Annotated in this window: 26 protein-coding genes and 2 riboswitches; of the genes, 15 read left to right on the forward strand and 11 right to left on the reverse strand. The window is 37.9% G+C overall.

Annotation, left to right across the window (positions count from 1 at the left end; genetic code table 11):
• Positions 1 to 9: 9 nt before the first annotated feature.
• Positions 10 to 441 (reverse strand): MarR family winged helix-turn-helix transcriptional regulator, encoded by a 432-nt coding sequence (locus MK805_RS03235; RefSeq protein ID WP_240873753.1) that lies wholly within the window; start codon positions 439 to 441, stop codon positions 10 to 12.
• A 252-nt stretch (positions 442 to 693) separates the two neighbouring features.
• Entirely contained in the window at positions 694 to 1131 is a 438-nt protein-coding gene (locus tag MK805_RS03240; protein WP_240873754.1) for a DUF350 domain-containing protein, read from the reverse strand.
• A gap of 241 nt (positions 1132 to 1372) precedes the next feature.
• On the opposite strand from MK805_RS03240, the gene MK805_RS03245 reads away from it, so the two are divergent.
• Together MK805_RS03245 and helD are read left to right on the forward strand one after the other, a co-directional pair.
• Positions 1373 to 2995, forward strand: coding sequence for a SulP family inorganic anion transporter (locus tag MK805_RS03245; protein ID WP_240873755.1), 1623 nt, complete (start codon positions 1373 to 1375; stop codon positions 2993 to 2995).
• A 241-nt stretch (positions 2996 to 3236) separates the two neighbouring features.
• The gene (gene helD / locus MK805_RS03250; RefSeq protein ID WP_240873756.1) at positions 3237 to 5570 is read left to right on the forward strand and encodes an RNA polymerase recycling motor HelD; all 2334 of its coding nucleotides are present in this window, start codon (positions 3237 to 3239) and stop codon (positions 5568 to 5570) included.
• Between the two features lie 22 nt (positions 5571 to 5592).
• Here the strand turns inward: helD and MK805_RS03255 are convergent, their stop codons facing one another.
• A complete protein-coding gene (locus tag MK805_RS03255; protein WP_240873757.1) occupies positions 5593 to 5994 on the reverse strand; it encodes a hypothetical protein in 402 nt (133 codons plus the stop codon).
• Positions 5995 to 6177: 183 nt separating this feature from the next.
• Between MK805_RS03255 and MK805_RS03260 the strand changes: the two genes are divergently transcribed.
• The 6 genes from MK805_RS03260 to MK805_RS03285 all read left to right on the forward strand — a co-directional run bounded on the left by MK805_RS03260 (position 6178) and on the right by MK805_RS03285 (position 11671).
• Positions 6178 to 6618 carry a GNAT family N-acetyltransferase gene (locus tag MK805_RS03260; protein ID WP_240873758.1) on the forward strand — a complete coding sequence of 147 codons (441 nt, stop codon included), beginning with the start codon at positions 6178 to 6180 and terminating at the stop codon, positions 6616 to 6618.
• A gap of 89 nt (positions 6619 to 6707) precedes the next feature.
• Positions 6708 to 7214: a hypothetical protein gene (locus MK805_RS03265; protein WP_240873759.1), complete on the forward strand. Its 507-nt coding sequence runs from the start codon at positions 6708 to 6710 to the stop codon at positions 7212 to 7214.
• A gap of 59 nt (positions 7215 to 7273) precedes the next feature.
• Positions 7274 to 7969 carry a response regulator transcription factor gene (locus MK805_RS03270; protein ID WP_240873760.1) on the forward strand — a complete coding sequence of 232 codons (696 nt, stop codon included), beginning with the start codon at positions 7274 to 7276 and terminating at the stop codon, positions 7967 to 7969.
• Positions 7970 to 7971: 2 nt separating this feature from the next.
• Positions 7972 to 8982 carry a sensor histidine kinase gene (locus tag MK805_RS03275; protein WP_240873761.1) on the forward strand — a complete coding sequence of 337 codons (1011 nt, stop codon included), beginning with the start codon at positions 7972 to 7974 and terminating at the stop codon, positions 8980 to 8982.
• Positions 8983 to 9047: 65 nt separating this feature from the next.
• Positions 9048 to 9794, forward strand: coding sequence for an ABC transporter ATP-binding protein (locus MK805_RS03280; RefSeq protein WP_240873762.1), 747 nt, complete (start codon positions 9048 to 9050; stop codon positions 9792 to 9794).
• Positions 9791 to 11671: an ABC transporter permease gene (locus tag MK805_RS03285; RefSeq protein WP_240873763.1), complete on the forward strand. Its 1881-nt coding sequence runs from the start codon at positions 9791 to 9793 to the stop codon at positions 11669 to 11671. The genes MK805_RS03280 and MK805_RS03285 overlap by 4 nt, the downstream gene beginning before the upstream one ends.
• 23 nt (positions 11672 to 11694) lie before the next feature.
• Here MK805_RS03285 and MK805_RS03290 read toward each other — a convergent pair whose 3' ends face one another.
• The 5 genes from MK805_RS03290 to MK805_RS03310 form a co-directional block, all read right to left on the reverse strand.
• On the reverse strand, positions 11695 to 12219 hold the full coding sequence (locus MK805_RS03290) for a 1,2-dihydroxy-3-keto-5-methylthiopentene dioxygenase (RefSeq protein WP_240873764.1): 525 nt from the start codon (positions 12217 to 12219) through the stop codon (positions 11695 to 11697).
• 12 nt (positions 12220 to 12231) lie between these two features.
• Positions 12232 to 12864, reverse strand: coding sequence for a methylthioribulose 1-phosphate dehydratase (locus MK805_RS03295; protein ID WP_240873765.1), 633 nt, complete (start codon positions 12862 to 12864; stop codon positions 12232 to 12234).
• Positions 12861 to 13520, reverse strand: coding sequence for a 2-hydroxy-3-keto-5-methylthiopentenyl-1-phosphate phosphatase (locus tag MK805_RS03300; protein WP_240873766.1), 660 nt, complete (start codon positions 13518 to 13520; stop codon positions 12861 to 12863). The genes MK805_RS03295 and MK805_RS03300 overlap by 4 nt, the downstream gene beginning before the upstream one ends.
• Positions 13517 to 14716, reverse strand: coding sequence for a 2,3-diketo-5-methylthiopentyl-1-phosphate enolase (locus MK805_RS03305; RefSeq protein WP_240873767.1), 1200 nt, complete (start codon positions 14714 to 14716; stop codon positions 13517 to 13519). Before MK805_RS03305 ends, MK805_RS03300 begins: the two co-directional genes overlap by 4 nt.
• A 74-nt stretch (positions 14717 to 14790) precedes the next feature.
• A riboswitch (SAM riboswitch) is annotated at positions 14791 to 14900 on the reverse strand.
• Positions 14901 to 14957: 57 nt separating this feature from the next.
• The gene (locus MK805_RS03310) at positions 14958 to 16133 is read right to left on the reverse strand and encodes a pyridoxal phosphate-dependent aminotransferase (protein WP_240873768.1); all 1176 of its coding nucleotides are present in this window, start codon (positions 16131 to 16133) and stop codon (positions 14958 to 14960) included.
• Positions 16134 to 16306: 173 nt separating this feature from the next.
• Positions 16307 to 16470, forward strand: a riboswitch (SAM riboswitch).
• Positions 16471 to 16542: 72 nt separating this feature from the next.
• Here MK805_RS03310 and mtnK point away from each other — a divergent pair.
• The 6 genes from mtnK (at position 16543) to MK805_RS03340 (ending at position 22766) form a co-directional block, all read left to right on the forward strand.
• Positions 16543 to 17760 (forward strand): S-methyl-5-thioribose kinase, encoded by a 1218-nt coding sequence (gene mtnK / locus MK805_RS03315; RefSeq protein ID WP_240873769.1) that lies wholly within the window; start codon positions 16543 to 16545, stop codon positions 17758 to 17760.
• Complete coding sequence (gene mtnA / locus MK805_RS03320; protein WP_240873770.1) at positions 17757 to 18824, forward strand: S-methyl-5-thioribose-1-phosphate isomerase; 1068 nt, start codon at positions 17757 to 17759, stop codon at positions 18822 to 18824. The genes mtnK and mtnA overlap by 4 nt, the downstream gene beginning before the upstream one ends.
• Positions 18821 to 19930, forward strand: a complete 1110-nt coding sequence (locus MK805_RS03325) for a sugar ABC transporter substrate-binding protein (RefSeq protein WP_240873771.1) — start codon at positions 18821 to 18823, stop codon at positions 19928 to 19930. Before mtnA ends, MK805_RS03325 begins: the two co-directional genes overlap by 4 nt.
• Before the next feature lie 8 nt (positions 19931 to 19938).
• The gene (locus MK805_RS03330; protein ID WP_240873772.1) at positions 19939 to 21444 is read left to right on the forward strand and encodes a sugar ABC transporter ATP-binding protein; all 1506 of its coding nucleotides are present in this window, start codon (positions 19939 to 19941) and stop codon (positions 21442 to 21444) included.
• Between the two features lie 28 nt (positions 21445 to 21472).
• A complete protein-coding gene (locus tag MK805_RS03335; RefSeq protein ID WP_240874267.1) occupies positions 21473 to 22438 on the forward strand; it encodes an ABC transporter permease in 966 nt (321 codons plus the stop codon).
• 76 nt (positions 22439 to 22514) lie between these two features.
• Positions 22515 to 22766 carry an LSm family protein gene (locus tag MK805_RS03340; RefSeq protein ID WP_240873773.1) on the forward strand — a complete coding sequence of 84 codons (252 nt, stop codon included), beginning with the start codon at positions 22515 to 22517 and terminating at the stop codon, positions 22764 to 22766.
• A 93-nt stretch (positions 22767 to 22859) separates the two neighbouring features.
• Here the strand turns inward: MK805_RS03340 and MK805_RS03345 are convergent, their stop codons facing one another.
• Together MK805_RS03345 and MK805_RS03350 are read right to left on the reverse strand one after the other, a co-directional pair.
• A complete protein-coding gene (locus MK805_RS03345; RefSeq protein WP_240873774.1) occupies positions 22860 to 24296 on the reverse strand; it encodes an NAD(P)/FAD-dependent oxidoreductase in 1437 nt (478 codons plus the stop codon).
• A gap of 195 nt (positions 24297 to 24491) precedes the next feature.
• Entirely contained in the window at positions 24492 to 25493 is a 1002-nt protein-coding gene (locus MK805_RS03350; protein WP_240873775.1) for a C40 family peptidase, read from the reverse strand.
• 504 nt (positions 25494 to 25997) lie between these two features.
• Here MK805_RS03350 and MK805_RS03355 point away from each other — a divergent pair.
• A complete protein-coding gene (locus tag MK805_RS03355) occupies positions 25998 to 26732 on the forward strand; it encodes a winged helix-turn-helix domain-containing protein (protein ID WP_240873776.1) in 735 nt (244 codons plus the stop codon).
• On the opposite strand, the gene MK805_RS03360 is transcribed toward MK805_RS03355, so the two are convergent.
• On the reverse strand, positions 26700 to 26867 hold the full coding sequence (locus tag MK805_RS03360; protein WP_240873777.1) for a hypothetical protein: 168 nt from the start codon (positions 26865 to 26867) through the stop codon (positions 26700 to 26702). The genes MK805_RS03355 and MK805_RS03360 overlap by 33 nt on opposite strands.
• Positions 26868 to 26923: the final 56 nt, after the last annotated feature.

Below are 26923 nucleotides of genomic sequence, written 5' to 3' on the forward strand. Positions count from 1 at the left end.
TACATCCTTTCACTTAGCTGTTAAATTTTCATAGGCTTGTTGCAACACTTTTACAGTTACTGCGATCTCCTCTAGTGGAATGTTATTTGACAACTTTTGATGTACCAGTGATTTTGGATTTGGGAGGGAAGCCCATCTGATTTGCCCAGTTTTCGTCATCATAATTTGTTTGATTCGTCGATCCTTCGGATCTTCTTCTCTGAGAACCCAACCTTTACGAATCAGTGCATCAATCACACCAGTTAGCGTGCCGGATTCAACATTCATCTGTTCCCGTAACTTTTTTATCGAAATTTTCTTTTCTGCATCCAATATAGAAAGTACTTGCCATTGGCTATGCCCTAAGTCAAAAGGTTTTAATGTTTCACTAATACTATGGATCAAAACATGATTAAGTTGTCTTACCCAATGACCCAATTGTTGTTCGGCTAAATCATTCAAGTGAACATCCTCCAAAAAAAGAGTATGTACTCATTATATAGGTACCGACATAATGGTACAATGGAACGTTTGCTTCATATTGTTGGTCCATTTTAGAATGTATCTGTTCTTCCTTTCTAAATATTCCTTAACCACTTTCATTTTAAATACAACATCATATTTTGCCATGAAAAATGCACCCTTTAAGTTAGTCTTTGGTCCAACTTTCGGAGTGCATATCAACCTTGTGTGTTTATGTAAGTGTGTATTTCGTTAATAACTTACTAGTGCTGCTAGTAATAAACCAGAAACAATACTCATGCGGGAAGCGAATATTCCGATAGCAACATTTCCTTTTGGTATTTCTTCGATAACATGAAAAGGAGTGAGCCATGCAAAAAGATAAAAGATGACGACTTGAAAAACGATTCCGATCACTCCCCAAATGAGTAGATCCAAAATACTTCCAGAGTTGATGACAACAGAGGCTACAACAATAGCGAGACCGATGATTTTTCCACTTAAATCATGTGCAGCAGCTTTGGCGGCAGCTATTTTTCGCGGGTCATCTGTAGCAGCTCCATCTTGTATGAGACGATATTCACGATAAGGAGTTGTATAAATGAAGACAAGAATCCCTACAATTAAAATCGGTAATGCGACAACGAGATACAATAAAAAATTTAATATCGAATCCAACTGACCGTTCAATACAATACCTCCAATTGTTGTTTTATATTTGTGATCACTTTTAAATTACAATAGAAGTAATCAAAACAAAAGGTTATTTAGTTATTTTATTGTATTTATTTATGTATTCTTAGATTGACAAGAAAGAAGATGTAGTGAAATGTAACGTTTTTATGAACGGAATTGTCAAGGAATAGACATTTTTCACAAAAGAATATAAATTAGGAGGAAAAGGTAAAATTTGATGACAAAGGGGATAGGCATGTTTCGTGTATATCGTTTTCAAAATTATTCTTGGGCACGCTTACGTAAAGACGTAATCGCTGGAATTGTAGTTGGAATTGTAGCTTTGCCATTAGCCATGGCGATTGCAATCGCTTCTGGTGTTCGGCCGGAGTATGGGTTATACACTACCATTATCGCAGGATTTCTGATTTCTTTATTTGGTGGCTCTTTTTTCCAAATCGGAGGACCTACTGCTACCTTCGTACCAGTTTTACTAGGTTTAACAATGGTATATGGGTATGAAAATCTCCTGCTAGCTGGACTCTTATCGGGTGGTTTACTGGTTTTGATGGGGATATTTAGATTAGGAGCAGTCATTCATTATATTCCAAAGCCTGTGACAATTGGGTTTACTGCTGGTATTGCTGTCATCATTTTCTCCAGCCAAATTCATACTTTTTTGGGAATGGAGAATATCAAAGATGGACATATCCTGTATAAATTAAAGCAAATATTTGTCCAGCTACATACGATTAGTTTAGCTAGTGTTGGAACAGCTTTGATTTGTTTGTTGGTTATTTTTTTAGTTCAAAAGTTTCTGCCGCAAATCCCTGCGCCTCTGGTAGGGTTAATTGTTTCGAGTTTTATTGCCACATGGTTTTATCCTTCACATGTTCAAACCATAGGAAGTGCTTTTGGTGGAGTCCCTTCTACACTGCCTTCTATTCATCTTCCTGAGATTACGTGGAGTAAATTCGAGTTGCTATTTTTTCCTGCTTTATCTATTGCTTTACTTGGAGCGATTGAATCTCTTTTGTCAGCTGTAGTATCTGATGGAATGTCTGGTAAGAAACATCACAGTAATCGAGAATTAATCGGGCAGGGAGTTGCTAATATTGTAACACCCTTTTTCGGTGGGATTCCTGCTGCGGGAGCAATAGCTCGAACAGCAACCAACATTCGCAATGGAGCGACATCTCCTGTTTCTGGAATTGTTCATAGCATTTTTGTTCTGCTAGTTCTGCTTTTTCTTTCCCCCTTAACGATGCATGTTCCTCTTGCTAGTATGGCACCGATTTTAATGCTTGTTGCTTGGAATATGAGTGAACGAAAAGAATTTAAATTTGTATTGCGCTCCAAGACAAGTGATTCTATTGTACTATGTGCCACGTTTCTCTGTATTGTACTGACTGATATTGCAATTGGAGTAATGGTTGGACTTGGATTGTCCATATTGTTCTTTGTATTTCGAATGAGCAATGAATTTGTAGTGAGAAAAGCGAATGTGGAACTACAAGAAAATGAGATAACACATGTATACACGTTAAAAGGACCTATATTTTTTGGCACTGCAAAACAGTTGGCAGGTCTTTTAGCAAAAGATTTACCAAAAGATTATCTTATTCTCTCGATGGAGCATGTTCCGTATATGGACATCACAGCTGAAGCAGTATTGAGTTCGATCATTCGAAGGTGCAAGCAACACCAGGTGAAATTTATCCTCGCTGGTTTACAAACTCAACCGCTCGAATTGCTACAAACAACAAGGTTATATCAGAGCTTGGATGAAAAATACATTTTCAAAAGTATAGAAGAAGCAAAAGATTATGCCAAACAACTCGAAATACAATCTTCTCCCATTCAAGTGTATGAAAAGTAACAAAACATGTAAAAAAGAACTTGTCTCGTAGCACCAGATGAGGTGCAGTTCACAGACAAGTTCTTTTGATTTTTATTTCAAGTTCTTTTGATTTTTATTTGCAAATGTACTGGAAATGTACTAGTATAGATGTACTACTTTAAAAGAAGGATATATTTATTCATTAATATCCAATTTAATTATATCATTTGCATCACTTGATGTCAAACATTCTTTTACTAAGAACGTAAGGGGAATTAGGATGAGTATCTCAAATGAAGATTGGGAAAAAGAGCAGCAGCGAGTGGACCATGTAACGATCAAAATTGCTACTTCTTTAAGTAAATTAACAACAGAGACAGATAAGTTAAAGTCAGATATCGTCAATATCCGAAAAGGTTTTTGGGATGATGTGACAGTTAATATGGAGGATGCGGCAGAAGCAGTAGAAACAGCAGCCAGTATCCGTCAACAAGCAGAAGTTTTGTCTGAAAAAGAGCGAACTCACCGTCACACGGATCAACGTGTCGTTTTACTTGAAAAACTGAAAAATTCTCCGTACTTTGGACGTGTTGATTTTCAAGAGGATGGGGAAACGGAAATAGAATCCATTTATTTAGGATTAGGTTCTTTTTACGATGAAGAAACAAGTGAGTTTCTTATTTATGATTGGCGTGCTCCTATCTCTAGTTTGTATTACGATGCTTCTTTGGGAAGTGCATCATTTGATACACCAAATGGAACGGTATCAGGAAAGATGAAAATAAAACGGCAATTTTTGATCCGTCGAGGTGTGATCAAAAGTTTGTTTGACACAAGTGTCACCATTGGTGATGAGATGTTAAAAGAAGTTTTGGGACAGCAAGCTGATCCAAATCTTAAAAATATCGTTTCCACTATTCAAAAAGAACAAAACCAAATTATACGTGATGATAAAAGTCATTTATTAGTAGTTCAAGGAGCAGCAGGAAGTGGAAAAACATCCTCTGCTATGCAGAGAATGGCTTATCTTTTGTATCGGTTTCGAGAAACATTGAAAGCTTGTCAGATCATGCTGTTTTCGCCAAATGCGATGTTTAATAGTTATGTTTCTACTGTACTTCCAGAGCTAGGTGAAGAAAATATGCTACAGTCTACGTTCCAAAATTTTTTGGATCGCCGCTTAGGAAAGCAGTTTCGAGTAGAAGATCCTTTTGGTCAGTTGGAATATGCCTTGAATCCTAGAAATAATAACGATTATTTGGCGAGAATGGAAGGGATACGTTTTAAGTCCTCCCTTTTATTTCTAAATATGATGGATGATTATTTGACCGGTTTAAAGCAATCTGGTTTTTTGTTTCGTGATATTCATTTTCAAGGGGAAGTTGTCATTTCTAAAGATGCTATCAGAAAGCAGTTTTATGAAATGGATTCTAATATGTCTATCAGAAATAGGTTAGAGATCATACAAAAGAATTTACAACAACAGTTAAAGGAAGTGGAAGAAGCACAAAAAGATAAAGAATGGGTGGAGAAAGAAGTTGATCTTTTAGAAGAAGAAGTATATACGAGGGTACACCAACAACTGCAAAAACAAAAGCGATTTGCTGATAATACGTTTGATGATCATACAAGGGAGTATGATATGTTAGCTTCCATTGTGATAAAACGTGCGTTTCGTGCTACTTATCGATTTGTTAATCGACTTTCTTTCGTGGATGTCAAAGGGATATATAAGCAATTTTTTGATCCAGAAAAGACAGACAGCAATTTACCAAAGTATTGGAAACTTATTTGTAAACAGACGAAACAAAAGATCGATCAATCTATCTTGCTATATGAGGATGCAACTCCTTATTTATATGTAAAAGAATCCATTGAAGGATTTGATACGAATCGTTCTATTCGTCATGTATTTATCGATGAAGCTCAAGATTACTCTGCCTTTCAATTTGCGTTTATCAAACATTTATTTCCCAAAAGCAAATGGACCGTTTTGGGGGATATTAACCAAACGATTCATGCTCATCAGCTGGAGGATGGATTAACTCCCTTGCTTTCTTGGTTTGAAACAGATCGATCCAAAAAAATAATCTTTCATCGAAGCTATCGATCTACAAAACCAATTATATTATTTACGAGAGAATTACTCCCGGACGGTCAGAAGATTGAACCATTTGAACGCCCAGGTTTGCTTCCCGCACTTACCAAAGTGACTAATAAGGAAGAATTAGTGGAGGGATTGGTCCAGCAAATCAAAAAATTACAAGGGTACCTTTCTTCTATTGCAATTATTTGTAAAACGAAGAAGGAAAGCATGGAGGCGTATGAACAATTAAAAGAGAAGATTGACGTGACACTCATTAAAAATGGGAATAGCTCTTTTAAAAAAAGAACTGTCATTATCCCGTCCTATCTGGCAAAAGGAATTGAATTTGACTCCGTTTTGGTCTATAATGCTTCGGATCAAGTTTATGACAGAGAAGAAGAAAGAAGATTGTTTTATACGGTTTGCACAAGAGCAATGCATGAATTGCATTTATTTTCCTTAGGAGAGGTATCTCGATTTATAAAGAATGTTGATCCTAGCTTATATGAAATGGAAAAACCCACCTAAAGTGGGTTTTTATGTTTGTTATTTATGATTCATCTAATAATATTTGATATAAGCAATCTTGGTCCATTTGGGTGGTCATCATTTTCTTTAGGCTAATGTGTTCCGTATGGGTAATGGGGAGAGTTTCTGTTTCGATTTCACTTCTGAAAAAATGAATATGGATAAATATATTTTTTGTGTATTTCGCTAATCTGTTAAAATAGTGCTGGACATCTGCCCGAAATCCGTACATTTGATTTTCTGTTTTTTCGTAAAGTTCACAGGAACATACTTCTGTAGTAAGAAAATATGTCTGAAAAGTATGGGGAACAAGGGCTCGAAAAGATTTATTTTTGTTTGGATGAAGCTCTAAATTAGGAGATAGCATCATATAGGCCTTATGATGGATGTTGGATTTAACAGCGAAAGAGATATAATAACACATGTTTTATATTCGTCCTCCTTAGCAGATTGTATTATTATATACAAAAAAAGAATAATAAAACGGAAAAGTCACGAAAATGAAAAGAGATTTTCATTTCCTAATAGTAATATTTTATTAATAGTTATTATGCGATTGAAACAGTGAGTTATAATACTATAAAATCCATAGAATAGGGAGCTAAGCATGCTAACCATCAGGCACATTAAACCAAGTGATACATATCATTTGCGACATACAATCTTACGACCCAACCAATCCATAGAAGATTGCATGTATAAAGGCGACGAAGACGACTCTACTATTCATCTAGGTGCATTTTGGGAGGGGAAATTAATTAGCATAGGAACTTTTATGCAAGTATCTCATCCTGATTTAGGTGGAGATTTTCCTTATCAACTGCGTGGAATGGCTACCGATCCAAATTATCGCCGTCAAAAAGCAGGAAGTACATTAATGGCTCATGCGGAATCACTATTAAAAGAAAATAACTGTGATTTGCTTTGGTGTAATGCACGTTATAACGTAAAGGACTATTATGCACATATGGGTTTCCAAGAGCATGGGGATATATTTGAAATTGAACCCATTGGATTACATGTAGTGATGTTTAAAAACCTAGACTAAAAAAGAAAGGGGAGTCCCTTTCTCTAATAATAAGTCGGATTATTCCAATTAATGGTAAAAAGAAAACATCATTTTAGTATGTATAATTATTGTTTGAAAACACACAGAAAGTAGAAGCAAAGTTAAAAGAGGGAGAAATTATGGGGAAACGTATTTGGTATACTGTCATTCGAAAACTCATTGTATTTAGTTTGATTACGATCATAGGGTTGCTAGGTGGTTTTGGAGCGAGTCTCATTTTTGGCGGACGTGCTGTATTGATCGGGATCAGCGCTACTGTCATGATCGTAATCTCGGTCGCGCTCCTCATGACGGTAGTAAGTTTGATTGTAGATGGAGTTTTGATCAGGGCTGGTGAATGGAAACGATGGGTGAATCTATTGCTTATTATTGTCTCTACTTTCCTACTGGTATATTATTACTTTTTGGATAAAGGTATCTTTTTAGACTTACCAGAGTTTAAGATACTCAGTCAAATTGTATTATATGGTTCAATTGTGTTGTCCTTTTTATATTGGGTAATAGATGGGTGGGCTGCGAAGTTTATAAAAAATCGTTTCAGTAAAGAAGGAATAGAGAAACAGACCAAAAGCTGAGTTGTAAGACTCAGTTTTTTATATAAAACTATTGATACTTCTTGACAGGAGTGATTTCTTTGACCACTATCCTCATCGTGGAAGATGATAAGGAAATTAGTAGTCGCTTGCAGTCGATGTTAAACAAAAATGGATATGAGGCTTATTGTGTGGATGACTTTGAAAATATTATAGCTACTTTTACTTCGCATAATCCTAAAATGGTGTTACTAGATGTCAATCTTCCTTTTTATGATGGTTATTATTGGTGCAGACAAATCCGCTTGCAGTCGAATTGTCCTATTCTATTCATATCAGCAAGGGAAGGAAAGATGGATCAAGTAATGGCATTGGAAAATGGAGCTGATGATTATATTACCAAACCATTTGAATTAGAAGTGGTGCTGGCTAAGATACGCAGTCATTTTCGAAGAGCGTATGGGGATTATGCGTTGACGAACGCGGAGCGTTTATTAAATGTCAATGGACTTCTTCTTTACTTAAATCGCTATGAATTGCTCTTTCAGGGCCAGAAAATAGAGTTGAGTAAAAAAGAATTAGTGTTAATGGAAGTACTGATGAATGAAGTAGAACAAGTAGTGAGTCGTCATTATTTGTTGGAAAAGCTCTGGGACGAAAATACTTTTGTAGATGATAACACACTAAATGTCTATATTACGAGGGTGAGAAAAAAGTTAAAGGATATTGGTATAGTAGGAGCAATTGAAGTGGTAAGAGGTGTAGGTTATCGTCTAAAAACTTCCTGGAGGGGGTAGGTATGAAGTTATTTTTAAGAGAGCACCTTGTTCTTATTTTCCTTTATCTTCTACAACTTGCTGCGATCTCTCTTGTTTTTTGGTACGGGGAATACCAAAATAGTTGGATTGTTTCCTATGCACTTTTTTTAGGTTTGGCATGTCTCATTTGTTATTTACTCTATCGCTATATTCGCTATCGAGCATTTTATCAAAGACTCACCCATTTACCGAAAACGTTAAAAGAGACAGTGATGTCTTTGTCTGATGCTACCATTGCAAAAAAGGTACAACAACTGCTTGTTACCCAATATCGATTTTACCAAGAACAACTTCAACGTTATCAAGTAAAACAAGAAGATCATTTAGCATTTGTGAATTTATGGGTTCATCAAATGAAAACACCTTTATCTGTGATTTCGTTGATCTTGCAAGAACAGGCTAGTCCAGCCTTCGATAGTATTCGTGACGAAATAGAAAAAGTATCAAGTGGTTTGGAGATGATCTTGTATGCTTCTCGTTTGGATGCATTTGAAAAAGACTTCCGAGTAGAAAAATTAAATCTTTCTTCTCTATTGAAGCGTATTCTACATGAAAATAAGCGACTATTTATTCAACATCATATCATGCCGAAACTTGAAGTGGATTCTTCCCTAATGATTTTCTCTGATGAAAAATGGCTAGGTTTTGTCATGAAGCAATTGCTTACCAATGCTGTTCGATATTCGGCAGGAAAAGGAAAAACAGTAAACATCTCAGCTTTTCAACATGGAAATCGAATTGTGGTAGAGATTGAGGATCAAGGTATAGGAATTCCTCCGCAAGACATTCATCGGGTTTTTGAATCACATTACACAGGAGAAAATGGACGGCATTATCGAGAATCAACTGGAATGGGCTTATTTTTAGTACAGGAAATATGCAGTAAATTAAGCCATCACATCTCGTTAAGATCAGAAGTGAATGTGGGGACTACCATCTGCATTGAATTCTATAACAATGATTCTTACCAAAATGTAAGTTTGATTTCATAAACATCAATTGGAGAAACTAGTGAAATTTATTACAGTAGAAGTCAAAGAGAGGAGAGGAAGCTGTAATGGATATTTTGCAGATTAAAGAATTGCATAAAGTGTATGGAAAAAATGAGTTGACAAATGCACTAAATGGTATCACTTTCTCCATCCAAGCAAAAGAGCGTGTAGGAATTATGGGTCCGTCTGGAAGTGGAAAAACAACCTTACTGAATATTATCTCTACTATCGATGAACCTACTTCTGGAAAAATTGTGTTAACAGGAGAAGATGCACAACAATTATCTCTAAAACAACGAAGTCATTTTCGGCGGAAATTGGGCTTTGTCTTTCAAGATTTTCATCTGCTTTACAACCTTACGGTCAGGGAAAATATTACCCTTCCGCTAGTGATGCGGCAAGAGAGCAAGATGTTGATCACTGAACGTTTAGTAGTATTGGCGAAACAACTTGACATTCAATCCATTCTCGATAAATACCCATTTGAACTTTCAGGAGGGCAAGCACAGAGAGTAGCTATAGCTCGTGCGATTATTCACCAACCTTCACTCATTCTTGCAGATGAACCCACAGGTAATCTAGATTCTAAAGCTTCACGGAATGTTATGGAGTTGCTTTGCAGCGTTCAGGAAACAGAAGAGTCAACATTGTTGTTAGTTACCCATGATCCAGTGGTTGCTAGCTATTGTCATCGAGTACTTTTTATTAAAGATGGAAAACTGGTCAATGAAATCCATCTAGGTGCAAATCGTCAAACGTTCTTTCAGAGTATTATCAATACACTCTCGTTATTGGAGGGTGATCTAGGATGAACTATTTTACGCTAGCACTAAGCAGCATTCGCCGAAATGGGAGAGCTAATCTCGCGTATTTCTTAAGTAACCTTGTGTTTATCGTAATATATTTTCTTGGCAGATTGTTTATGAACCATCCTATGACTTATAAGTATTTTCATGATGGTGATGGATTTGCTTTATATGGTATTTTTTATCTGATATTGTTTACTCTTTTTTTAATAACTTCCACAAGTTTCTATCTTCAAACGCGTAAAAAGGAGATAGCACTTTATTCGTTGCATGGTGCTTCGTTTGGTCAAATTGGTTTATTGATTATGTTAGAAAATATGGTAGTGGGATTTTTTGTGATTGTAACAGGAATTGTTGTTGGATTATCTTTGAGTAAACTGTTCTTTATTCTAATAACTCCCATGCTCGGCACACCTATTTTTACGTTTTATCTTTCATTTGAAGTTATTTGGGATACTGTATCAACATTCGGATGTTTTTATATCGTCCAATCCATTTTATTATTGTTTATGATTCGTTCGAATAAAGTAATAAAGCTGCTAAAAGAGAGACGATTACCAACAAATCAACGAAAACTTTCTATGGTGTTATTTGTGATTGGCCTCGTATTAACAAGTTCAACCTTTTTGGTTCCTTATTATCAGCCTACTGATCTATTCCTTTTTTATTTTGTATTTATACTTGCTTATATTTCACCACTAGTTGGTTTTTATTTGATCCTTGCAAATTATAGTACTTTCTATTGCCAATTAACAAAGCGAAATGATCCCGAACAACCTACCCATGTATTGAGGAGATCGAGACAATTATTCCAATCGAAATCTATTCCACTAATGGGAGCGATCTCTGTTTTTTTCTTATGGTTATCCCTTTCTTCGATAATTGATTTGTTGTCCACTTACGATTCAACAATGGGAGTATATAAGGATTATCCTTTTACGTACTATCTATTTGCCAATGAAAAGGATAAGAGTAAACTGCCTGTATATGATAGGCTACTTCAGCGGCAATTGACTCAGAAAAAAGTGAACTATAAAAACTATTCATTCGAAGCTATTATTTTGAGAGAAAAAAGTGGGGGATACATCAGAGCAATACGTTATTCTGACTATCAGTCTATTGCTGCGATATTAGGTCGGAAACATCCTAGATTACAAGATGCTCAAATCATTTATTTAGCAACACGAGAAGGTAATTGGATCAAACAAAAACATACAGAAAACACACTACGAATACAAAAATATCAACATCCTTTTCAGATTCAAGCAATAGACAAAAATATTATTCCACGGCATGATGTGATAGTAGTTTCAGATAAAATGTTTATTCAATTGTCTACAATAAAAACAACAAGTAATTACCCACCTTATCGACAATTGCCTGATGAAAAGTACATTGCATATTTGGTTCCACAATGGATGAAGAATCTGCCTAAGTTATTTGATCAGGAAGTCAAAGTTAGTGATTCAGTCAGTAAAAGTATGATGTCAGAAGGTTTTGGAATTGATTCTAGACCAGGATTTTCTTTGGCTGACAATAGTGTCTTAAGTTTGCTTGAAGCAATCGTTTACTTCTTCGCTGGTGTTAGTTTCTTATATTTTCAGAGCTATATGAAATTGGAAGAAGAAAAGGAGCAATATCAGATTTTATCAAAACTGGGTTGGTCGGAAAAAGAGATGTATCAGCTTGGTACTTGGCAAATGTTCATTTACTTTTTCATTCCATTTATTTTAGGAGTAATCCAAAATGTACTACTAAACCCTAATAACTTAGCAATAGTATCACTTGCAATGGGAATACAATCTCTTGCTTTGATTGTGTATTTTGTTTTTGCTCGATCCTCTTATCTCCGAAAAGCCATACCAAAAAAAGAGGTGTTGTAAAAAAACAGAACTGAGTGAAATACTCAGTTCTGTTTTTCATAAATGGGAACCCAACCTTCTTTTCCTTTAAAAATTCGAACGGCTACTACTTGTTTATCTTCCATCAAGGTAAAGTAATGACGGTAGTTTTCTGGTACAGAAATGAGGTCTCCAGGTTCTAACTCTACATCTACAAATCGTCCGTTCGGACCCTGGATTGCAAAGATTCCGTGACCGCTTACAATAAAACGAACTTCATCATCAGTATGATGGTGTTCTTTAAGGAAGTTATTCAGCAACTCATCTAGATTTGGAGTATCAGGAGATAAAGAAATAACATCTTCTGTCACATAACCACGACGTGCGGATAAATCATCGATTTCTACTCGGAAAGTTTGGATGATTTCTGCTTTTTCACTGTCTGACAGGTCATATTTTTCTTGAAGATGGCTAGGAAGTTTTGCGATGTTCCAATGTTCGTAAATAACACCTTGGCTTTCCAAATACTTGCTCACTTCTTGTTGATCGGAAACACGTTCTTGGTTGTCGTGAAAACGTAATTGTGCCATATTTACACACTCCTAAATGTATTGGATTTTAGATGAAGCTATCATTTGTAATTTCACTTCATAGGAAAAAAGGAATTCTAAGGCTTCTAAATGTTTTTTCGCTTCAAATCCATTTTTTCCCCAAGCCGTAATGCCATGATTCCGAATCAGTACTCCAGGAATTTGTGGCCTGATAGCATTGCCAAACAAATCAGCCAGCGCGTTTAGATCAGCCAGGTTTTCGATAATGGGTACTGCAATCTGAGCATCTTGTTCCCAGATACCAAATGCTTTGATCAGCTCTTGATTGCGGATCACAACTTGTCCCTGGTCGCCATAGAGTTCGGAGATAATATTGTTGTCGACAGTATGGACATGTAAGCAACATCCAGCACTCGTGCGTTTATACACTTCCACATGTAATGCCGTTTCAGCTGAGACTTTTGCATCCGTTTCTTCTATTGGATTCCCTTGTTCATCGACCAATATAAAATCATCAGGTGTATGCTTCGTTTTATCTTTTCCGCTTGCAGTGACCAGAAAGGTAGTAGGGTTGGTAGTTATCTTAATTGAAAGATTGCCACTGGTGCCAGGAAACCAGTTTCTTTCAGCCAATTCTTGCTTGATCATTGAGATTTCTTTGAGGCGCGCTAGTAAGAGACTCATACTGGCTTAACTCCTTTTAAATCTTGGATAATATCTGTGAATTGCTCAAATGGAGTATAAGGTATTTGTAATTCTTCACATTTTTGGATTAAGAAATCTCTTGCATAAACACGATCAGCAAGTTTGGCAGCTTGTAAGTCTGTGATCGAATCTCCGATGACGATTTTCTCGTATTTCGTGCTGTCAAATTGGCGTAAAATGGAAGGTTTGCAACATCCACAATCATTGGAACAATGTGCGTCACAGGCATGTGGCCAAATAATATCAATTGTCTCCTTCGAGAAATCACTTGCATTACAGTAAATATGATCTCGATCTATATAGGGATCTAAGATCGGATATACAAAAAAGTCTATACCGCCAGAAACGATATAAAGTGGGATATCCTGTTCTTTTGTGTGAGCAATAAACTCAGCAAATCCTGCTCGAATAATACCAATTTCTTTTACATATCGAATGATTTCTTCCTTTAGCGTACTTGGTAACAAGGAAAACATTTTGCCTACCCCTTCTTTGACAGATAGGCTTTGGCTTAACACTTTGTCTTTGAGTGTTTCCCATTCAGGAGGAGCAAAGTGTTTCATAATGGATACGATGTTATCAGATTGAGTGATCGTTCCATCAAAATCACAAAAGATAATTGGTTTTTTGCTCATTTTCCTTTATCACCCCATTGTTGAAGTGCTACTGCAAGTTTCTTGTGTATTTGAGCTGCTTCTTTCAGTGGAATACCTTTTTGGACAGCTTGGATAGCTTGTCGAAATGCTTTTCCACCAGCAGCTGCACCGTCTGGATGTCCATGCACGCCACCACCAGCATTGATTACAGAATTCATTCCAAAATCTTCGATCAACCTTGGAACGAGAGCTGGATGAATTCCAGCAGATGGTACAGGCAGTGCTCTTTTCCATTTTTCATGGGGGGAAGTCAGCTCTCGTGCAATCCCTAAAGCTGCGTTTTTTTCAAGTGCTACACTTCCATAAGGAGACGGAAATAGTACCAAATCAGCTCCAGCTGCGCGCAATAATTTCCCATACCACAATGGTGCGCTTACTCCATAGTGAGCAGATGCAGTCACTGCACCTCCAAATGAGGGATGTGCCAAAATAGGGATACAGATATCTTTATCTTCTGCTAATGCCTGCAACGTGTCTAAGCCATATGTAAACACATTGAACAACAATGCATTGGCCCCCAGCTGCACAGCTCTTTTTGCCTTTTCTAATAGTTCAGTAGAACGACCAGAGAGATTTACAGCATATAAAGTCGCTTCTCCTGTTTCGTGTTCGGTTTCTTGAAGTACCTTTTTGGCAGCATCGATTCGTTGTTCAAAAGGAGTAGCAGGGTTGTCGAATAAGATCTCATCATCTTTCACAATATCGACACCGCCAAGTGCCTGTGCTCTCAGTTGCTGTTTGAAGAAAGTAAGATCTCTGCCGAGAATGCCTTTAAAAATACTCATCAATAATGGCCGGTCGGAAACTTCTAGTAGATTGCGTACACCCAGATTTCCAAAGGCAGGGCCTGGAAAACGCTGTGCTAATTCTGGTGTGAAATCGAGATCCACTAGCTTTACTTTTCCATCAAGGGATAATTTCCCAAATACCGTTGTGAGGATTGCAGGGATATCAGCGGAAAAGTTGACAGCCGGATAGGAGATGGTGATCAAACCCTGATCATCAGAGATTTCTTTGACAGAAATAACTTCTCCTTTGTGTTTCGCCAATTGCTTTTGATCTACCTCAGGTAAGCTTGTCCATGAACCGACAGTTAGTCCAAGGGCGATCTGTTCTGCTTTTTCTAGTAAGTTTCCCTTGTTTGGTACTAAATAAGTTGCAGTTGCTGCACCCATACTTTATCCCTCCTTTATCGAAAAAAATGATAAACCCTCTTCCGAGAGGAAGAGGGGATGTTTTACGCCACTTCCTCTTATCTTTCAGTTTGAAAACTGTAAGAATTAGCACCGTTTTTACCTTTTAGGTAAATCGGTTGCCGGGCTTCATAGGGCTCGTCCCTCCACCTGCTCTTGATAAGAGAATGTCTGATTTTATATGCAACAGTTAGTAAGATTATGAATGAATATAATTCTTTTGTCAATGAAATAATGCCAACTGATCCAATCGGTAAACTGCTTCTTCCAATCGTTTTTCGTCTGTGAGCAAACCTACGCGAACATAGCCATCTCCTGCTTTTCCAAACCCTATGCCCGGGGCGACTGCAATATGTGCCTGATCTAAAAGTTTTGCAGCAAAAGAAGTGGAGGTATACCCAGAAGGTACTGGAAGCCAGCAAAAGAAAGAACCTTTTGGCTGAGGGACTTTCCATCCTATTTGAGTTAGACCAGAAATGAAAGTATTTCTGCGATTTTCATACGTTTGAACCAACTCTTTTACACAGTTCTGAGATTCTAGGAGGGCAGTTGCAGCAGCCTGTTGAACTGCTCCGAATAAACTGACATAAAAATGATCTTGTAACAGTTCAATCGCTTGAATGACAGATCGATTTCCAAGTGCAAACCCAACCCGCCAACCAGCCATGTTATAGGTCTTACTCAATGTATAGATTTCGATACCAATTTCTTTTGCTCCTGGAGTTTGTAAGAAACTAAGTGGTTTTTGTCCATCAAAACCAATTGCTCCATATGCAAAATCGTGAACAACACAAATACTGTTTTTCCTTGCAAGTTTTACGGTTTCGGCAAAAAACTCTGGTGTTGCAACTGCGGCAGTTGGATTGTTCGGGTAGTTTAAAAATATTAGTTTTGCTTGTTCTAAAATTTCTTGGGATATGTGATGATAGTCAGGGAGAAATTGATTTTCTGCTAAAAGTGGCATCATTTCCATTTGGGCTCCTGACATGGCAATACCAGACCAATAATCAGGATACCCAGGATCAGGTACCAATGCGACATCTCCTGGATTTAAAAAACATTGTGCGATTTCTACTAATCCTACTTTTCCGCCAAATAGAATGGCTACTTCTGTTTCTGGATCAAGTGATACGTGATATTCTCGTTGATAGTAGGTTGCGATTGCTTCTTTGAGAAAAGAAAATCCTCGAAAAGGAGAGTACTTATGAAATTGTGGATTTGTAACTGCTGTTTGTAAGGAACGAATAATATGTTCAGGGGTGGGAAGATCCGGATTTCCTTGTCCTAAATTGATGACATCTTTTCCCGTTTGAACATAATGATTTACATCTGTTACCAATTTAGCGAAAAACTGTTTGGGTAATGCCTTTAATCGGTCAGCATATTGAAATGTTTGCAATTTTCCCACTTCCTAGTTCGTATCTAATTATCTTATGCTACAATCTAGATGATCAACTGTCAAAAATATTTTACTAAAAAAAGAATTTTTGTTGACAAAATAAAAATAAGCCTTTACTATTCTGAGGTAGTACTTATTCAAAAACATGGATAAAAAATATATAGGTTAGTTATCTCTTATCAAGAGTAGGTGGAGGGAAATGGCCCGATGAAGCCCAGCAACCGACCGTAATACCATCGCGAGATGGAGCTCATGTTTTTTTATGGGCCGTGGAATACATCCACGCAAGGCACGGTGCTAATTCCAACAGGACGTTGTTAGTTCTGTAAGATAAGAGGTTTGGACTTTTCCGAGCCTCTTTCTTACAGAAAGAGGTTTTTCATTTTGTCTGAAAAAGGAGAGGTCACTGATGACAACAGCTCAGGAGCGTTCGTATCAAGCACTTACAATTGATACGGTTCGATCAGTAGTCGAACAGCTCCAGTATTTTGAAGATGTAAAACAATTGGAAGTATCGGAGATTGGAGATGGCAATCTCAATTATGTGTTTCACCTTCAAGACCCAAAGACAAGTAAGTCTTTGATTGTAAAGCAAGCATTACCCTATGCAAAAGTGGTAGGAGAAAGTTGGCCGCTTACATTAGACCGGGCGAAAATCGAATATTTATCCTTACAAAAAGCAGCAGAAGTGGTTCCTGAATTAGTTCCTGTCGTTTATGATCATGATCAAGACTTAGCTTATACCGTGATGGAAGATTTATCTTCTCACGTTATTCTTCGCTCTGGATGGATAGCAGGAAACAAGTATCCTGAGCTCGGAAAACATATTGGTACGTATACCGCACAAACATTATTTCATACCAGTGATTTTTACTTACATCCATTTACCAAGAAAGCATTGGTCAAAGATTTCCTAAATCCAGAATTATGTAAAATTACGGAAGATCTCGTTTTTACTGATCCATTTTTTGATCATGATACGAATGAGATTTCTGATGAAATAAGACCTTTTGTCGTGAAGCTTTGGCAAGATGAAGAGTTAAAACGCGAGGCAGCCAAACTCAAACTTCAATTTCTCACAGAAGCAGAAGCTTTGCTCCATGGGGACCTTCATTCTGGAAGTATTTTCGTTACCAAAGATTCTACTAAGGTGATTGATCCAGAATTTGCTTTTGTTGGTCCTATTGGTTTTGATCTAGGATCTTTTCTTGCCAATCTATTGCTAAACTATCTTTCTCAAGAAGCTCACCTCCAAAAAAGTGAAGATTTACAGGCTTTCCGCAAGTATTTATTGGATATAAGCCAGCAAACATGGGAAACGTTTGCCACTCAGTTTTTAGAACTGTGCAAGACTAAAGGGCATTTCACTTTTTCAAGTATTGAGGGCGTAGCCGAATCATTCCTTGAAAAAGTATGGCGGGATACACTTGGCTTTGCAGGTTGTGAAGTAGTTCGTAGAACAATTGGTCTTGCACAAGTTGCTGATCTTAATTCGATCGAAGATGCACCAGTTCAAATCGATTTAAAACAAAAGGCACTGACTGCTGGAGCAACATTGATTAAAAATAGAGGAAAGGTGAAAGATATCCACGCTTTTCTCGCTTGGGTGGAGGAATCGTTAACATGACAGTTGTGGAGCAGAAAGTCGGAGTAGTATCTGTAATTTACAAAAAAGATCACATTTCTTTATTGGATCAGCGTTTATTGCCGCAAAAAATGGAATACGTTCAACTTTCTACTCTTCAAGATGTTTGGCATGCCATTTCACGTTTACAAGTGAGGGGTGCACCGGCTATCGGCATAGCTGCAGCCTTTGGGCTTGTCATTTGGGCTAATGACTGGAAATCATCTGATTTTCCTAGTTTTCTTGACTCACTACGAGGTGCGAAATCTCAGTTGGCAAGCTCACGGCCTACCGCTATCAATTTGAAGTGGGCATTAGATCGAGTTGCAAATCAAGCAGAGAAGTCAAGCAGCGTTTCAGAAGCAAAATTAGCGATGGAAACAGAAGCTTTGAAGATCCAAGCTGAAGATGAAGCAACTTGCCGAAAGATCGGTGAATATGGGTTGGCATTGTTTGCGGACGAACAGAATATCATGACGATTTGTAATGCCGGCAGTATAGCAACAGCAAGATATGGTACTGCTTTAGCCCCTTTTTATCTATCAAAAGAAAAGGGATGGAACCTCCACATCTATGCCTGTGAAACGAGGCCGCTTCTACAAGGAGCACGTCTTACTACTTGGGAACTGCAACAAGCGGACATTGATGTCACATTGATTACAGACAGCATGGCGGCACACACCATGCAGACCAAAGGGATAGACGCTGTGATAGTTGGATGTGATCGAGTTGCTAGAAATGGTGATATTGCCAATAAAATAGGCACTTTTGGACTTGCTATTCAAGCGAAAGCATTGAATATACCATTTTATGTGGCAGCACCGCTGTCTACATTTGATATAGATACAGCTACTGGTAAGGATATACCGATTGAAGAACGTTCTGACGAAGAAGTCACATGTATAGGAAATGCGCAATTGGCACCGTTATCTACCAAAGTCTTCAATCCCGCGTTTGATGTTACACCTGCTGATTATATTACAGCGATTGTTACTGAACAGGGAATTTTCACTCCAAACAACTTAGACAAACTCATCGAGCAGATAACAAAGGAGACGGTATCATGAAACGTACGAAATGGTTTATTCTTTTCCTCATCTCGATTATTGCTTTAACCGCTTGCTCTAATGAACAAAACCAAGTAAGCCAATCAACGAATAATGATTCTGTTTCAACATCGACTAGTCAAAGCAAGAACACAGAAATCCCAGAAAAATTAAAGAAGCATCTAAAAATAGCAGCTATATCGCAATTGTCTATCGGTACGTTTTCAAGTCAATATATAGCAGGAGTACAAGCACAAGTAAAACAATTTGGAGGAGAAGTGCAAGTATATAATGCTGATAATGATCTTTCGAAGATGGCTTCATATATCGATAATGCAGTAAGTCAAAAAGTGGATGGGATATTATTGGATCATGGTCGCGCAGATGCCCTCCTTCCAAGTGTAAAAAAAGCAATAGCAGCAGGTATCCCTGTCATTGCTTTTGATAGTGACCTGCGAATCCCTGGTGTCACTGTTATCGACCAAGATGACTACTCCTTGGCTTGGAATTCCCTTCGTACTCTCGCGCAAGATCTCAATGGAAAAGGGAATATTGTCTATGTTTGGGTCGGCGGATTTGCTCCGATGGAAAACCGCAATGTCATTTATAACGCTTTTAGACAGCGTTATCCAGAGATCAAAGAGATTGCTAAATTTGGGAATGCTTCTAACAACACTGCACTTGATACACAAACACAGATGGAAGCTATTTTGCAGAAATATCCAAAAGGTCAAATCGACGCTGTATTTGCTCCTTGGGATGAGTTTGCAAAAGGAGTTACAAGAGCAATTCAACAAGCAGGAAGAAATGAAATCAAAGTATATGGAATCGATTTAAGCGATGAAGATTTGCAGCTAATCCAACAGAAAAACAGCCCTTGGGTAGCAACAACAGCAACAGATCCATCGGAAATGGGAAAAATTCAAGTTCGATTCCTCTACCAAAAAATAGCTGGAGAAACTATTCCCCAAGTATTTAGTGTACAGCCTCATTTGGTTGAAAAGAAGAATTTACCTGATCAAGCTGTAACAATGGATCAGTTAGGAAAATACATTCCAGAGTGGGGAGCTACCAAAACGGCTACTTCCCCTTGGATGGACAAGTTAGTTGAGGCGAATAAGAAATGACACTCCAAATGAAACGCATTGTCAAATCTTTTCATGAGAACAAGGTGCTCAAAGAAGTAGATTTTACGGTTCAAAAGGGTGAAATTCATGCTTTATTAGGAGTGAATGGAGCAGGAAAGAGTACATTAGTAAAAATTTTGTCTGGTCAACTCCAAAGCGATAGTGGAGAAATAAAGATAGGAGAGCGACTGGTGTCGCTCTCTTCTCCACATCAAGCAATCGATGCTGGAATCGGTATTGTTGTTCAGGAAGTGGATACAGCATTATTTCCTGAACTTACGGTAGCGGAAAACGTGAGTATACATGAATTGGTACAAGGTCCTGCATTTTTTAGCAGAAGAGAACGAAAAAAACGAGCAAAAGAATGGTTAGAGCGAGTTGGATTAAACATTTCGATGGACCGCTTGGTATCCGAATGCAGATTGAGCGAAAAACAGCAAATCGTAATTGCCCAAGCACTGGCCAGAAATGTGCAGTTTCTTATTCTAGATGAACCAACAGCACCGCTGAGTGAGGTGGAAACAAAAGCTTTGTTTCAGCTCATGATCCGTTTAAAAGATAGTGGAGTAGGAATTGTTTTTATCTCTCATCGTTTGCCTGAAATTCGTGCTATTTGTGATCGAGTAACGGTATTGCGTGAAGGACGAACTGTTTTGCAAAGTGAAGTATCGGAACTGACAGATGATCAAATTGTTGAAGCAATGCTTGGTAAACAATTGTTAGCGATTCAAGAGAAATCACCCAGACAAAGTACTACTCCTTTGTTAGAGGTTCAGCAATTTTATGTTCCTAAATTAGATAAATCGGTAACTTTTACCTTACACGAAGGGGAAGTTTTAGGTATAGCTGGTTTGGTAGGATCTGGAAAAACAGAGATTGCTAGAGCTCTAGCAGGTCAAGATAAGAGTTCTAGTCTTGTTACGATAAGAGCAAAGCATTGGAAAATAAAACATCCACGAAAAGCAATAGAAGCTGGGATTTGTCTCATTCCAGAAGAACGGCGTAAAGAAGGGGTATTGGTCGATTTTCCAGTAGACCAAAATATTTCCTTGCCACATTTGGATAAAATTACCCAAGCAGGATGGCTAGATCGGCGGAAAGAACGACAATTAGCAGAAAAAGTGATAGAACAATTAAGCATTCGAACTTCCTCTTCCAAACAATCAGTTGGGCTTCTCAGCGGAGGAAATCAACAAAAAGTATCAATTGGAAGATGGTTGGATACGGATGCTTCCATCTACCTATTTGATGAACCAACAAAAGGTATTGACATTGGAGCAAAAGTAGATGTTTTTTCGATTATCTCCAAATTGGCAGAGGAGAAAAAAGGTATTTTGTATTTTACAAGCGAGCTAAACGAATTATTGACGATTGCTGATCGGATACTCGTGTTATATGATGGCAGATTTATTGCAGAGAAAAGGACAAATGAAACAACATTAGAAGAGCTTATGACATTAGCAACAGGAGGGAATCCAGATGGAACAGAGCATCGAGGTAGCGAATGTCCCTAAGAAGAAAACAAAGAGTAAAGATGGATGGATTCGTTTTTTGACCAAGTATGGTACGATCATCGCGATTCTCTTGATTATAGCTTTTTTCAGCATTTTATCGGATGAATTTTTCACCTATAAAAACTGGACAGATATACTACGTTCTATTTCAATTACTACATTAGTGGCTATTGGGGTTACCTTATCCCTAATCGTAAAAGGTTTTGATTTATCAGTAGGTTCAACCGTGAGCCTCGCTACGATTACTAGTACAGCTGTGATGGTTTGGTATCGACAAGAAACGGTGCTTGCTATTTGTATACCGCTATTAGTTGGATTGTTAGTAGGGCTTATAAATGCATTTTTAATTGTTAAAATCCGCTTACCAGATATGTTAGCAACACTTGGTATGATGTATATGATCAATGGTCTTCATTTGACGATTACAAAAGGATACAGCATCTATAACAATATGCCGCTTCAAGATGGATCTCTAGCACCGGGGAAAATTTTGCCTTCTTTTTTGTTTATTGGTCAAGGTGAAATTTTTTCCGTTCCCTTTCCCGTGATTGTGATGTTTTTCTTTGTGATAGTAATTCATCTTTGTTTGAATTTTACGAAGTTTGGTCGCCTATTGTATGTTACAGGTGGAAATGAAGAAGCAGCAAGGCTTTCGGGAGTTCCTGTAAATAGGTACAAAGCTTATGCTTATGCTTTAAGCGGTTTATTTGCCAGTATTGCAGGCATTGTTTTGGCATCACGTATTGGGACGGGACAAGTTTCTGCTGGAGCCTCTCTACTGATGGATTCAGTTGCAGCTGCATTAATTGGATATTCCGTGTTCGGGGCAAATAAACCAAATGTATTAGGTACATTTATAGGTTCTATTTTAATTGGGATTTTGTTAAATGGATTAACTATGCTCAATGTTCCGTATTATGCCCAAGACATTGTCAAAGGCGCTATTTTGGTTGGTGCTTTAACGTTAATGTATAAAAGTAGGAAAGAAGTATAGGGATAGGCTTATTCCGTTTCTCTTCCTAGTAGACTTCCATATAATAATAGAAGTCTTTAGGAGAGGAGGTACTGCTTTGAGTACTTTACAGTATATACCTCACCACAAGTTGGGAACGAAACACATCGGCAAACCTATGAAATTAGTTTTAAAAAATGGCAAAGTGATTTACGGCGTGATTAAAGAATTACACCAAAAAGGGATCGTGTTTATTCCTGTACAAGTGAAGAAAGAGAGAGGAAAAGCGAAAGCTCAGTGGTTTTTCCCGCTGTTTCCTATCTTCTTACCCTTTCTCTTCTTTATTCCGTTCTTGTTTTTCTGCTTTTAGGCTAAACCAGCTTGTATCTTTCGAGGATACAAGCTGGTTTGATTTTTGTATTGTTGTTATGAATCAAGCTTCTAATAAGATGGATTACTACCTCTATGCCATTTTTTTCACGATATCCCTAGCAATCCAAACTCCACATGCACCTGCTTGTGCTAGTCCACGGGTGATTCCTGCTCCATCGCCGCCGAGGTAAAGTCCTGCTATCTCTGATTCGAAATGCTCGTTTAATTTCGGACGAGCGGAATAAAATTTTGCCTCTACCCCGTAAAAGAGGGTATGTTCGGAAGCGATCCCAGGTGTGACATAATTAAGTGCTTCCATCATTTCTTTTAAACTGCCCAGTGTATGAGCGGGCAATACATAACCAAGATCCCCTGGTACTGCCTCTTTCAAGGTTGGCTCGATAAAACCTTCCTTGATTCGCTTATCCGTGGAGCGACGACCTTTTTGAATATCACCATATTTCTGAACAATGAGTCCTCCATTGGACAACTGATTTGCCAGTCGAGATATTTCATGTGCATATTCTGTTGGTTGATTGAAAGGTTCTGTGAACTGATGGGAAACAAGTAATGCAAAGTTGGTGTTGGCACTTCCGAGGTTAGGATCTTTATACGAATGACCATTCGCTAACATGATACCAGAGTGATTTTCGACAACTACGTGTCCTGATGGGTTGCTGCAAAATGTTCGAACTTTGGTACCGATAGAGGTATTATAAATAAATTTTCCTTCATAAAGATGTTTGTTGATTTCACTCATCACAATGTCAGATGTTTCCACACGAACACCGATATCTACTTGGTTGGAGTACATTGGTAAGCGGCGTTTCTTCATTAAAGTAGTAAGCCATTTGGAACCATCACGACCAGGTACAATGACCACTTTGTCAGCATATAAGATTGTACCATTTTTTAGTTCTACACCGGTAATGGTATGCTTTCCACCGGTTTTCTCAGTTATAATGTCAGCAACTTCGGTTTTAAATCGCATTTCTATTTTTGTTTCAAGGTATTGAAAAATACTAGCTAGAATCGAGAGATTTTGTTCGGTTCCAAGGTGACGTACTTGTGCACGCAATAATTTAAGGCCAACAGCAGCACCTTTTCGTTCAATTTCTCGAACTTCTTCTGTTAAGGGATCTGTAATGGTATCTGTAGCTCCATGCTCCAAATTGATCTTATCTACATAACGTATCAAATCTACTACTTGATCATTTGGCAGAAAGTCTGTCATCCATCCACCAAACTCACTGGTAATATTGAATTTTCCGTCAGAGTAAGCACCAGCACCGCCAAACCCATTGGTGATGGAACATGCAGGCAAGCAGCCCGCAAACTCTTTTTTTTGGGTAGCAGGTGGGCATTTTTGAATTTTATGTTCGAGGATAGGACAGTTACGTTTGTAAATATCATGTCCCTTATCTATCAATAGTATTTTTGCATTTGGCATTTTTAAGCTGAGTTCATAACAAGTAAAGATGCCAGCGGGTCCTGCTCCTACGACGATTACATCGAATCGATTACTCACAGCAAATCCCCCTAAGTTATAGTAGGCAAACCTTATATAAGATACATGATTCAACTATAAATATCAATAATAATATTTACCAAAATGACAACAATTCGTATCTTAAGAGGAACGTGATACGTACCGCCTTCAAAGGTAAAAAAACTCCCGACAACATGAAAATGTGTTGTCGGGAGACTGCTTTTAAATAAGTATTTAATTTACTCGCTTTGCACCCCAATAATGGGTTTGGGAGTACGAATTGTTTAAGGAATCGATTTGCAGATCATTCTTTTCATTTTCATTGGAGATATATAATCCGTCACCTAAGTAAATTCCAACGTGAGAGACACCAGATTTATAGGTTCCTTGCAAGAAAATGAGATCCCCAGGTTGGAGATTGCTTCGAGAGACGGAAGTACCTACTTGTGATTGAGCTTCTGATGTTCTAGGTAAATTAATACCTCTATATTCACGGAATACATATTGTACCCAGCCAGAGCAGTCAAAATTAGGATAACTTTCCGCGCCGAACACATAGTTGACTTTACCGATCATTGCTCTTGCTTTGTTGAGCCATGATGTATCAGATAGTTTCCCAGGATCGCTGACACCTGATGATTTCGCGAGTGCTTTGAGTTGTTCACTCTTTAGCTGTTTTTGTAAAGCTTTGTACTCAGCTTGTAATTGCTTCATCTTTTTTTCTGCATCATCGAGTAATTGTTTGGAGTTAGCTGCTTCTTGTTTAATAGCTGCTTGATTTTTCTGAATCGCTTCTGCTTGATCTTTATACTTTTGATAAACTTGGTAGTCATTTTCCATCAACAAGCGAATACCTTCTAAACGACTTAGAAATTCAGAAAAAGAAGTAGAAGCAAGTAATTGTGCTTCCATATTGTTGTGCCCAGAAGTATAAAGGCGGACCAACACGGAATCCAAACGCTTTTTGGTTTCGTCCTGTTCTTGGTTCAATTTGGTCAATTGCTGGAAAGTATCGTTCAGACGCTTGTCTGAAGATGCGATTTCCGTTTGAATTTTATCATATTCTTTTTTCGCCGCTTGGTACTGATTTAATGCTTGTTCAACTTTTGCTTTCGTAGTGGTAGTAGACGGTGCTGCATAACTGTTATTAGCCAAAAAGGGGTTAACGGCTAACGTGAGCGCTATTACCGCACTACATAAATAGTACGTCTTTGTTTTGTGGTTACGTTTCAGCATGTCAAACTCCTTATTTGGAATAGGCTGATTTTCCGCTACATGTTTCAATTATTTTCCAATCTTTCGCAAATAAGATAAAGACTGCCTTTATTGCCGGAAAATCAGAGTAACACGAGTATACCATTTCTTTATGAAAATGACGACGAAATCTAAAAAGGTTTCGCAAAACTGACAATTCATAAATGACTTATTTTTATATATAAATGGATTGAATGTATATATTTCAAGGCATTAGAAATGATAAGAAGTGGGCAGCCAAGCGCTGCCCACTTTCAATTTGTGAAATTTACCAATTCATTATGGTGAAATAGATTCCAAATTTTAGGGGATTAAAAAGAGGCATATGGAGAAAATATTTACTTGTTTTTTACTTATTATTCTTATGTTTGTTGTCTTTGTTTCACACGAAGAAATAGGTTTATTTACAATAAATTTTAAAAATTGATATAATAAATAAAGTTTGTTTTTCTGTCAATCGCTCTAACGAGAATAGGATTTTTCAGAATGAGTAAGCAAACAACAAGAGGTACAGAAAAAACGTTCACAGATCTACAGAAGTCGATTTTGTGTATGCTGGAAGCGAATCCTAGACAAAGTGCGGCCCAACTGGCTGAAAAGCTCAAGCGGGATCCATCTTACCTGAGACGGACATTGAATGAACTGGAGAAAAAGAAAGCAGTTCATTCAGTGAAAGGACCAGGAAGATCTGGTGGAAGAAGAACTCGCTACTTTGCACTACCTTTCCATTCTATCACTGTGCCTCCAACTATGGGAGATCAGATCTTGCACATGCTGGAATCGATGCCCTGGGTAAGTGCAATTGAGCTGGGTGAAAAGCTAGATTTTCATCAGGTTTCAATTTATAAGAAACTGAGAGAGCTGGAGAATAAGAAAGCAGTGATTTCAGTGGAAGGACCAAAAGGCATCCGTCTGTTCGCGCTATCATCTGAGCCGCTGGAAGGAGCCCCAATTACTAAGTTGCTCAGAAAGCAGCCCAGCGCTTATGAGCGAGCTCTTCTGATTCTGCTGCAACTGTACAAATCCGGAAATTCTTGGGTGGAAGCATCCAAGGTGAATGGCATCTCGAATCCGATGTTTGATTACCTGCTTGCGGAGAAGTTGGTAAGAAAGACTATTCATAACAGCCTTTCTTACTACAAACTGACTATTCCTCTGGGAGTTGATGAAGCGGTGAGGATCAAGCAGCTATGGCATTCGACTAAACGGGATGGCACCTGAGCGTGCTTGATTTTCCCTTACCAATCTCAGTGGAGTTGGTTGAATTCGTCCTCTGTTGATGATGGTTCCTTGGAAGAGGGATAAATTCAGCAGAGGGCGAAAATATTTATCATGCATACAGACAAGCCCAAACATCCAACCTCCTGTTCTAATAGGAATAGTAATTAAAGATAAAAAGTAGCGTACACAGT

The sequence above is a fragment of the Shimazuella soli genome (assembly GCF_022511585.1).
GTDB lineage: Bacteria > Bacillota > Bacilli > Thermoactinomycetales > Thermoactinomycetaceae > Shimazuella > Shimazuella soli.

Bases quoted from the DNA above. Each gene is read 5' to 3' on its own strand.
- MK805_RS03245 (WP_240873755.1), top strand. From the start codon at position 1,373: ATGTTTCGTGTATATCGTTTTCAAAATTATTCTTGGGCACGCTTACGT.
- helD (WP_240873756.1), top strand. From the start codon at position 3,237: ATGAGTATCTCAAATGAAGATTGGGAAAAAGAGCAGCAGCGAGTGGAC.
- MK805_RS03255 (WP_240873757.1), bottom strand. From the start codon at position 5,994: ATGTGTTATTATATCTCTTTCGCTGTTAAATCCAACATCCATCATAAG.
- MK805_RS03260 (WP_240873758.1), top strand. From the start codon at position 6,178: ATGCTAACCATCAGGCACATTAAACCAAGTGATACATATCATTTGCGA.
- MK805_RS03275 (WP_240873761.1), top strand. From the start codon at position 7,972: ATGAAGTTATTTTTAAGAGAGCACCTTGTTCTTATTTTCCTTTATCTT.
- MK805_RS03280 (WP_240873762.1), top strand. From the start codon at position 9,048: ATGGATATTTTGCAGATTAAAGAATTGCATAAAGTGTATGGAAAAAAT.
- MK805_RS03285 (WP_240873763.1), top strand. From the start codon at position 9,791: ATGAACTATTTTACGCTAGCACTAAGCAGCATTCGCCGAAATGGGAGA.
- MK805_RS03290 (WP_240873764.1), bottom strand. From the start codon at position 12,219: ATGGCACAATTACGTTTTCACGACAACCAAGAACGTGTTTCCGATCAA.
- MK805_RS03295 (WP_240873765.1), bottom strand. From the start codon at position 12,864: ATGAGTCTCTTACTAGCGCGCCTCAAAGAAATCTCAATGATCAAGCAA.
- MK805_RS03300 (WP_240873766.1), bottom strand. From the start codon at position 13,520: ATGAGCAAAAAACCAATTATCTTTTGTGATTTTGATGGAACGATCACT.
- MK805_RS03305 (WP_240873767.1), bottom strand. From the start codon at position 14,716: ATGGGTGCAGCAACTGCAACTTATTTAGTACCAAACAAGGGAAACTTA.
- mtnK (WP_240873769.1), top strand. From the start codon at position 16,543: ATGACAACAGCTCAGGAGCGTTCGTATCAAGCACTTACAATTGATACG.
- mtnA (WP_240873770.1), top strand. From the start codon at position 17,757: ATGACAGTTGTGGAGCAGAAAGTCGGAGTAGTATCTGTAATTTACAAA.
- MK805_RS03325 (WP_240873771.1), top strand. From the start codon at position 18,821: ATGAAACGTACGAAATGGTTTATTCTTTTCCTCATCTCGATTATTGCT.
- MK805_RS03330 (WP_240873772.1), top strand. From the start codon at position 19,939: ATGAAACGCATTGTCAAATCTTTTCATGAGAACAAGGTGCTCAAAGAA.
- MK805_RS03350 (WP_240873775.1), bottom strand. From the start codon at position 25,493: ATGCTGAAACGTAACCACAAAACAAAGACGTACTATTTATGTAGTGCG.
- MK805_RS03355 (WP_240873776.1), top strand. From the start codon at position 25,998: ATGAGTAAGCAAACAACAAGAGGTACAGAAAAAACGTTCACAGATCTA.
- MK805_RS03360 (WP_240873777.1), bottom strand. From the start codon at position 26,867: ATGTTTGGGCTTGTCTGTATGCATGATAAATATTTTCGCCCTCTGCTG.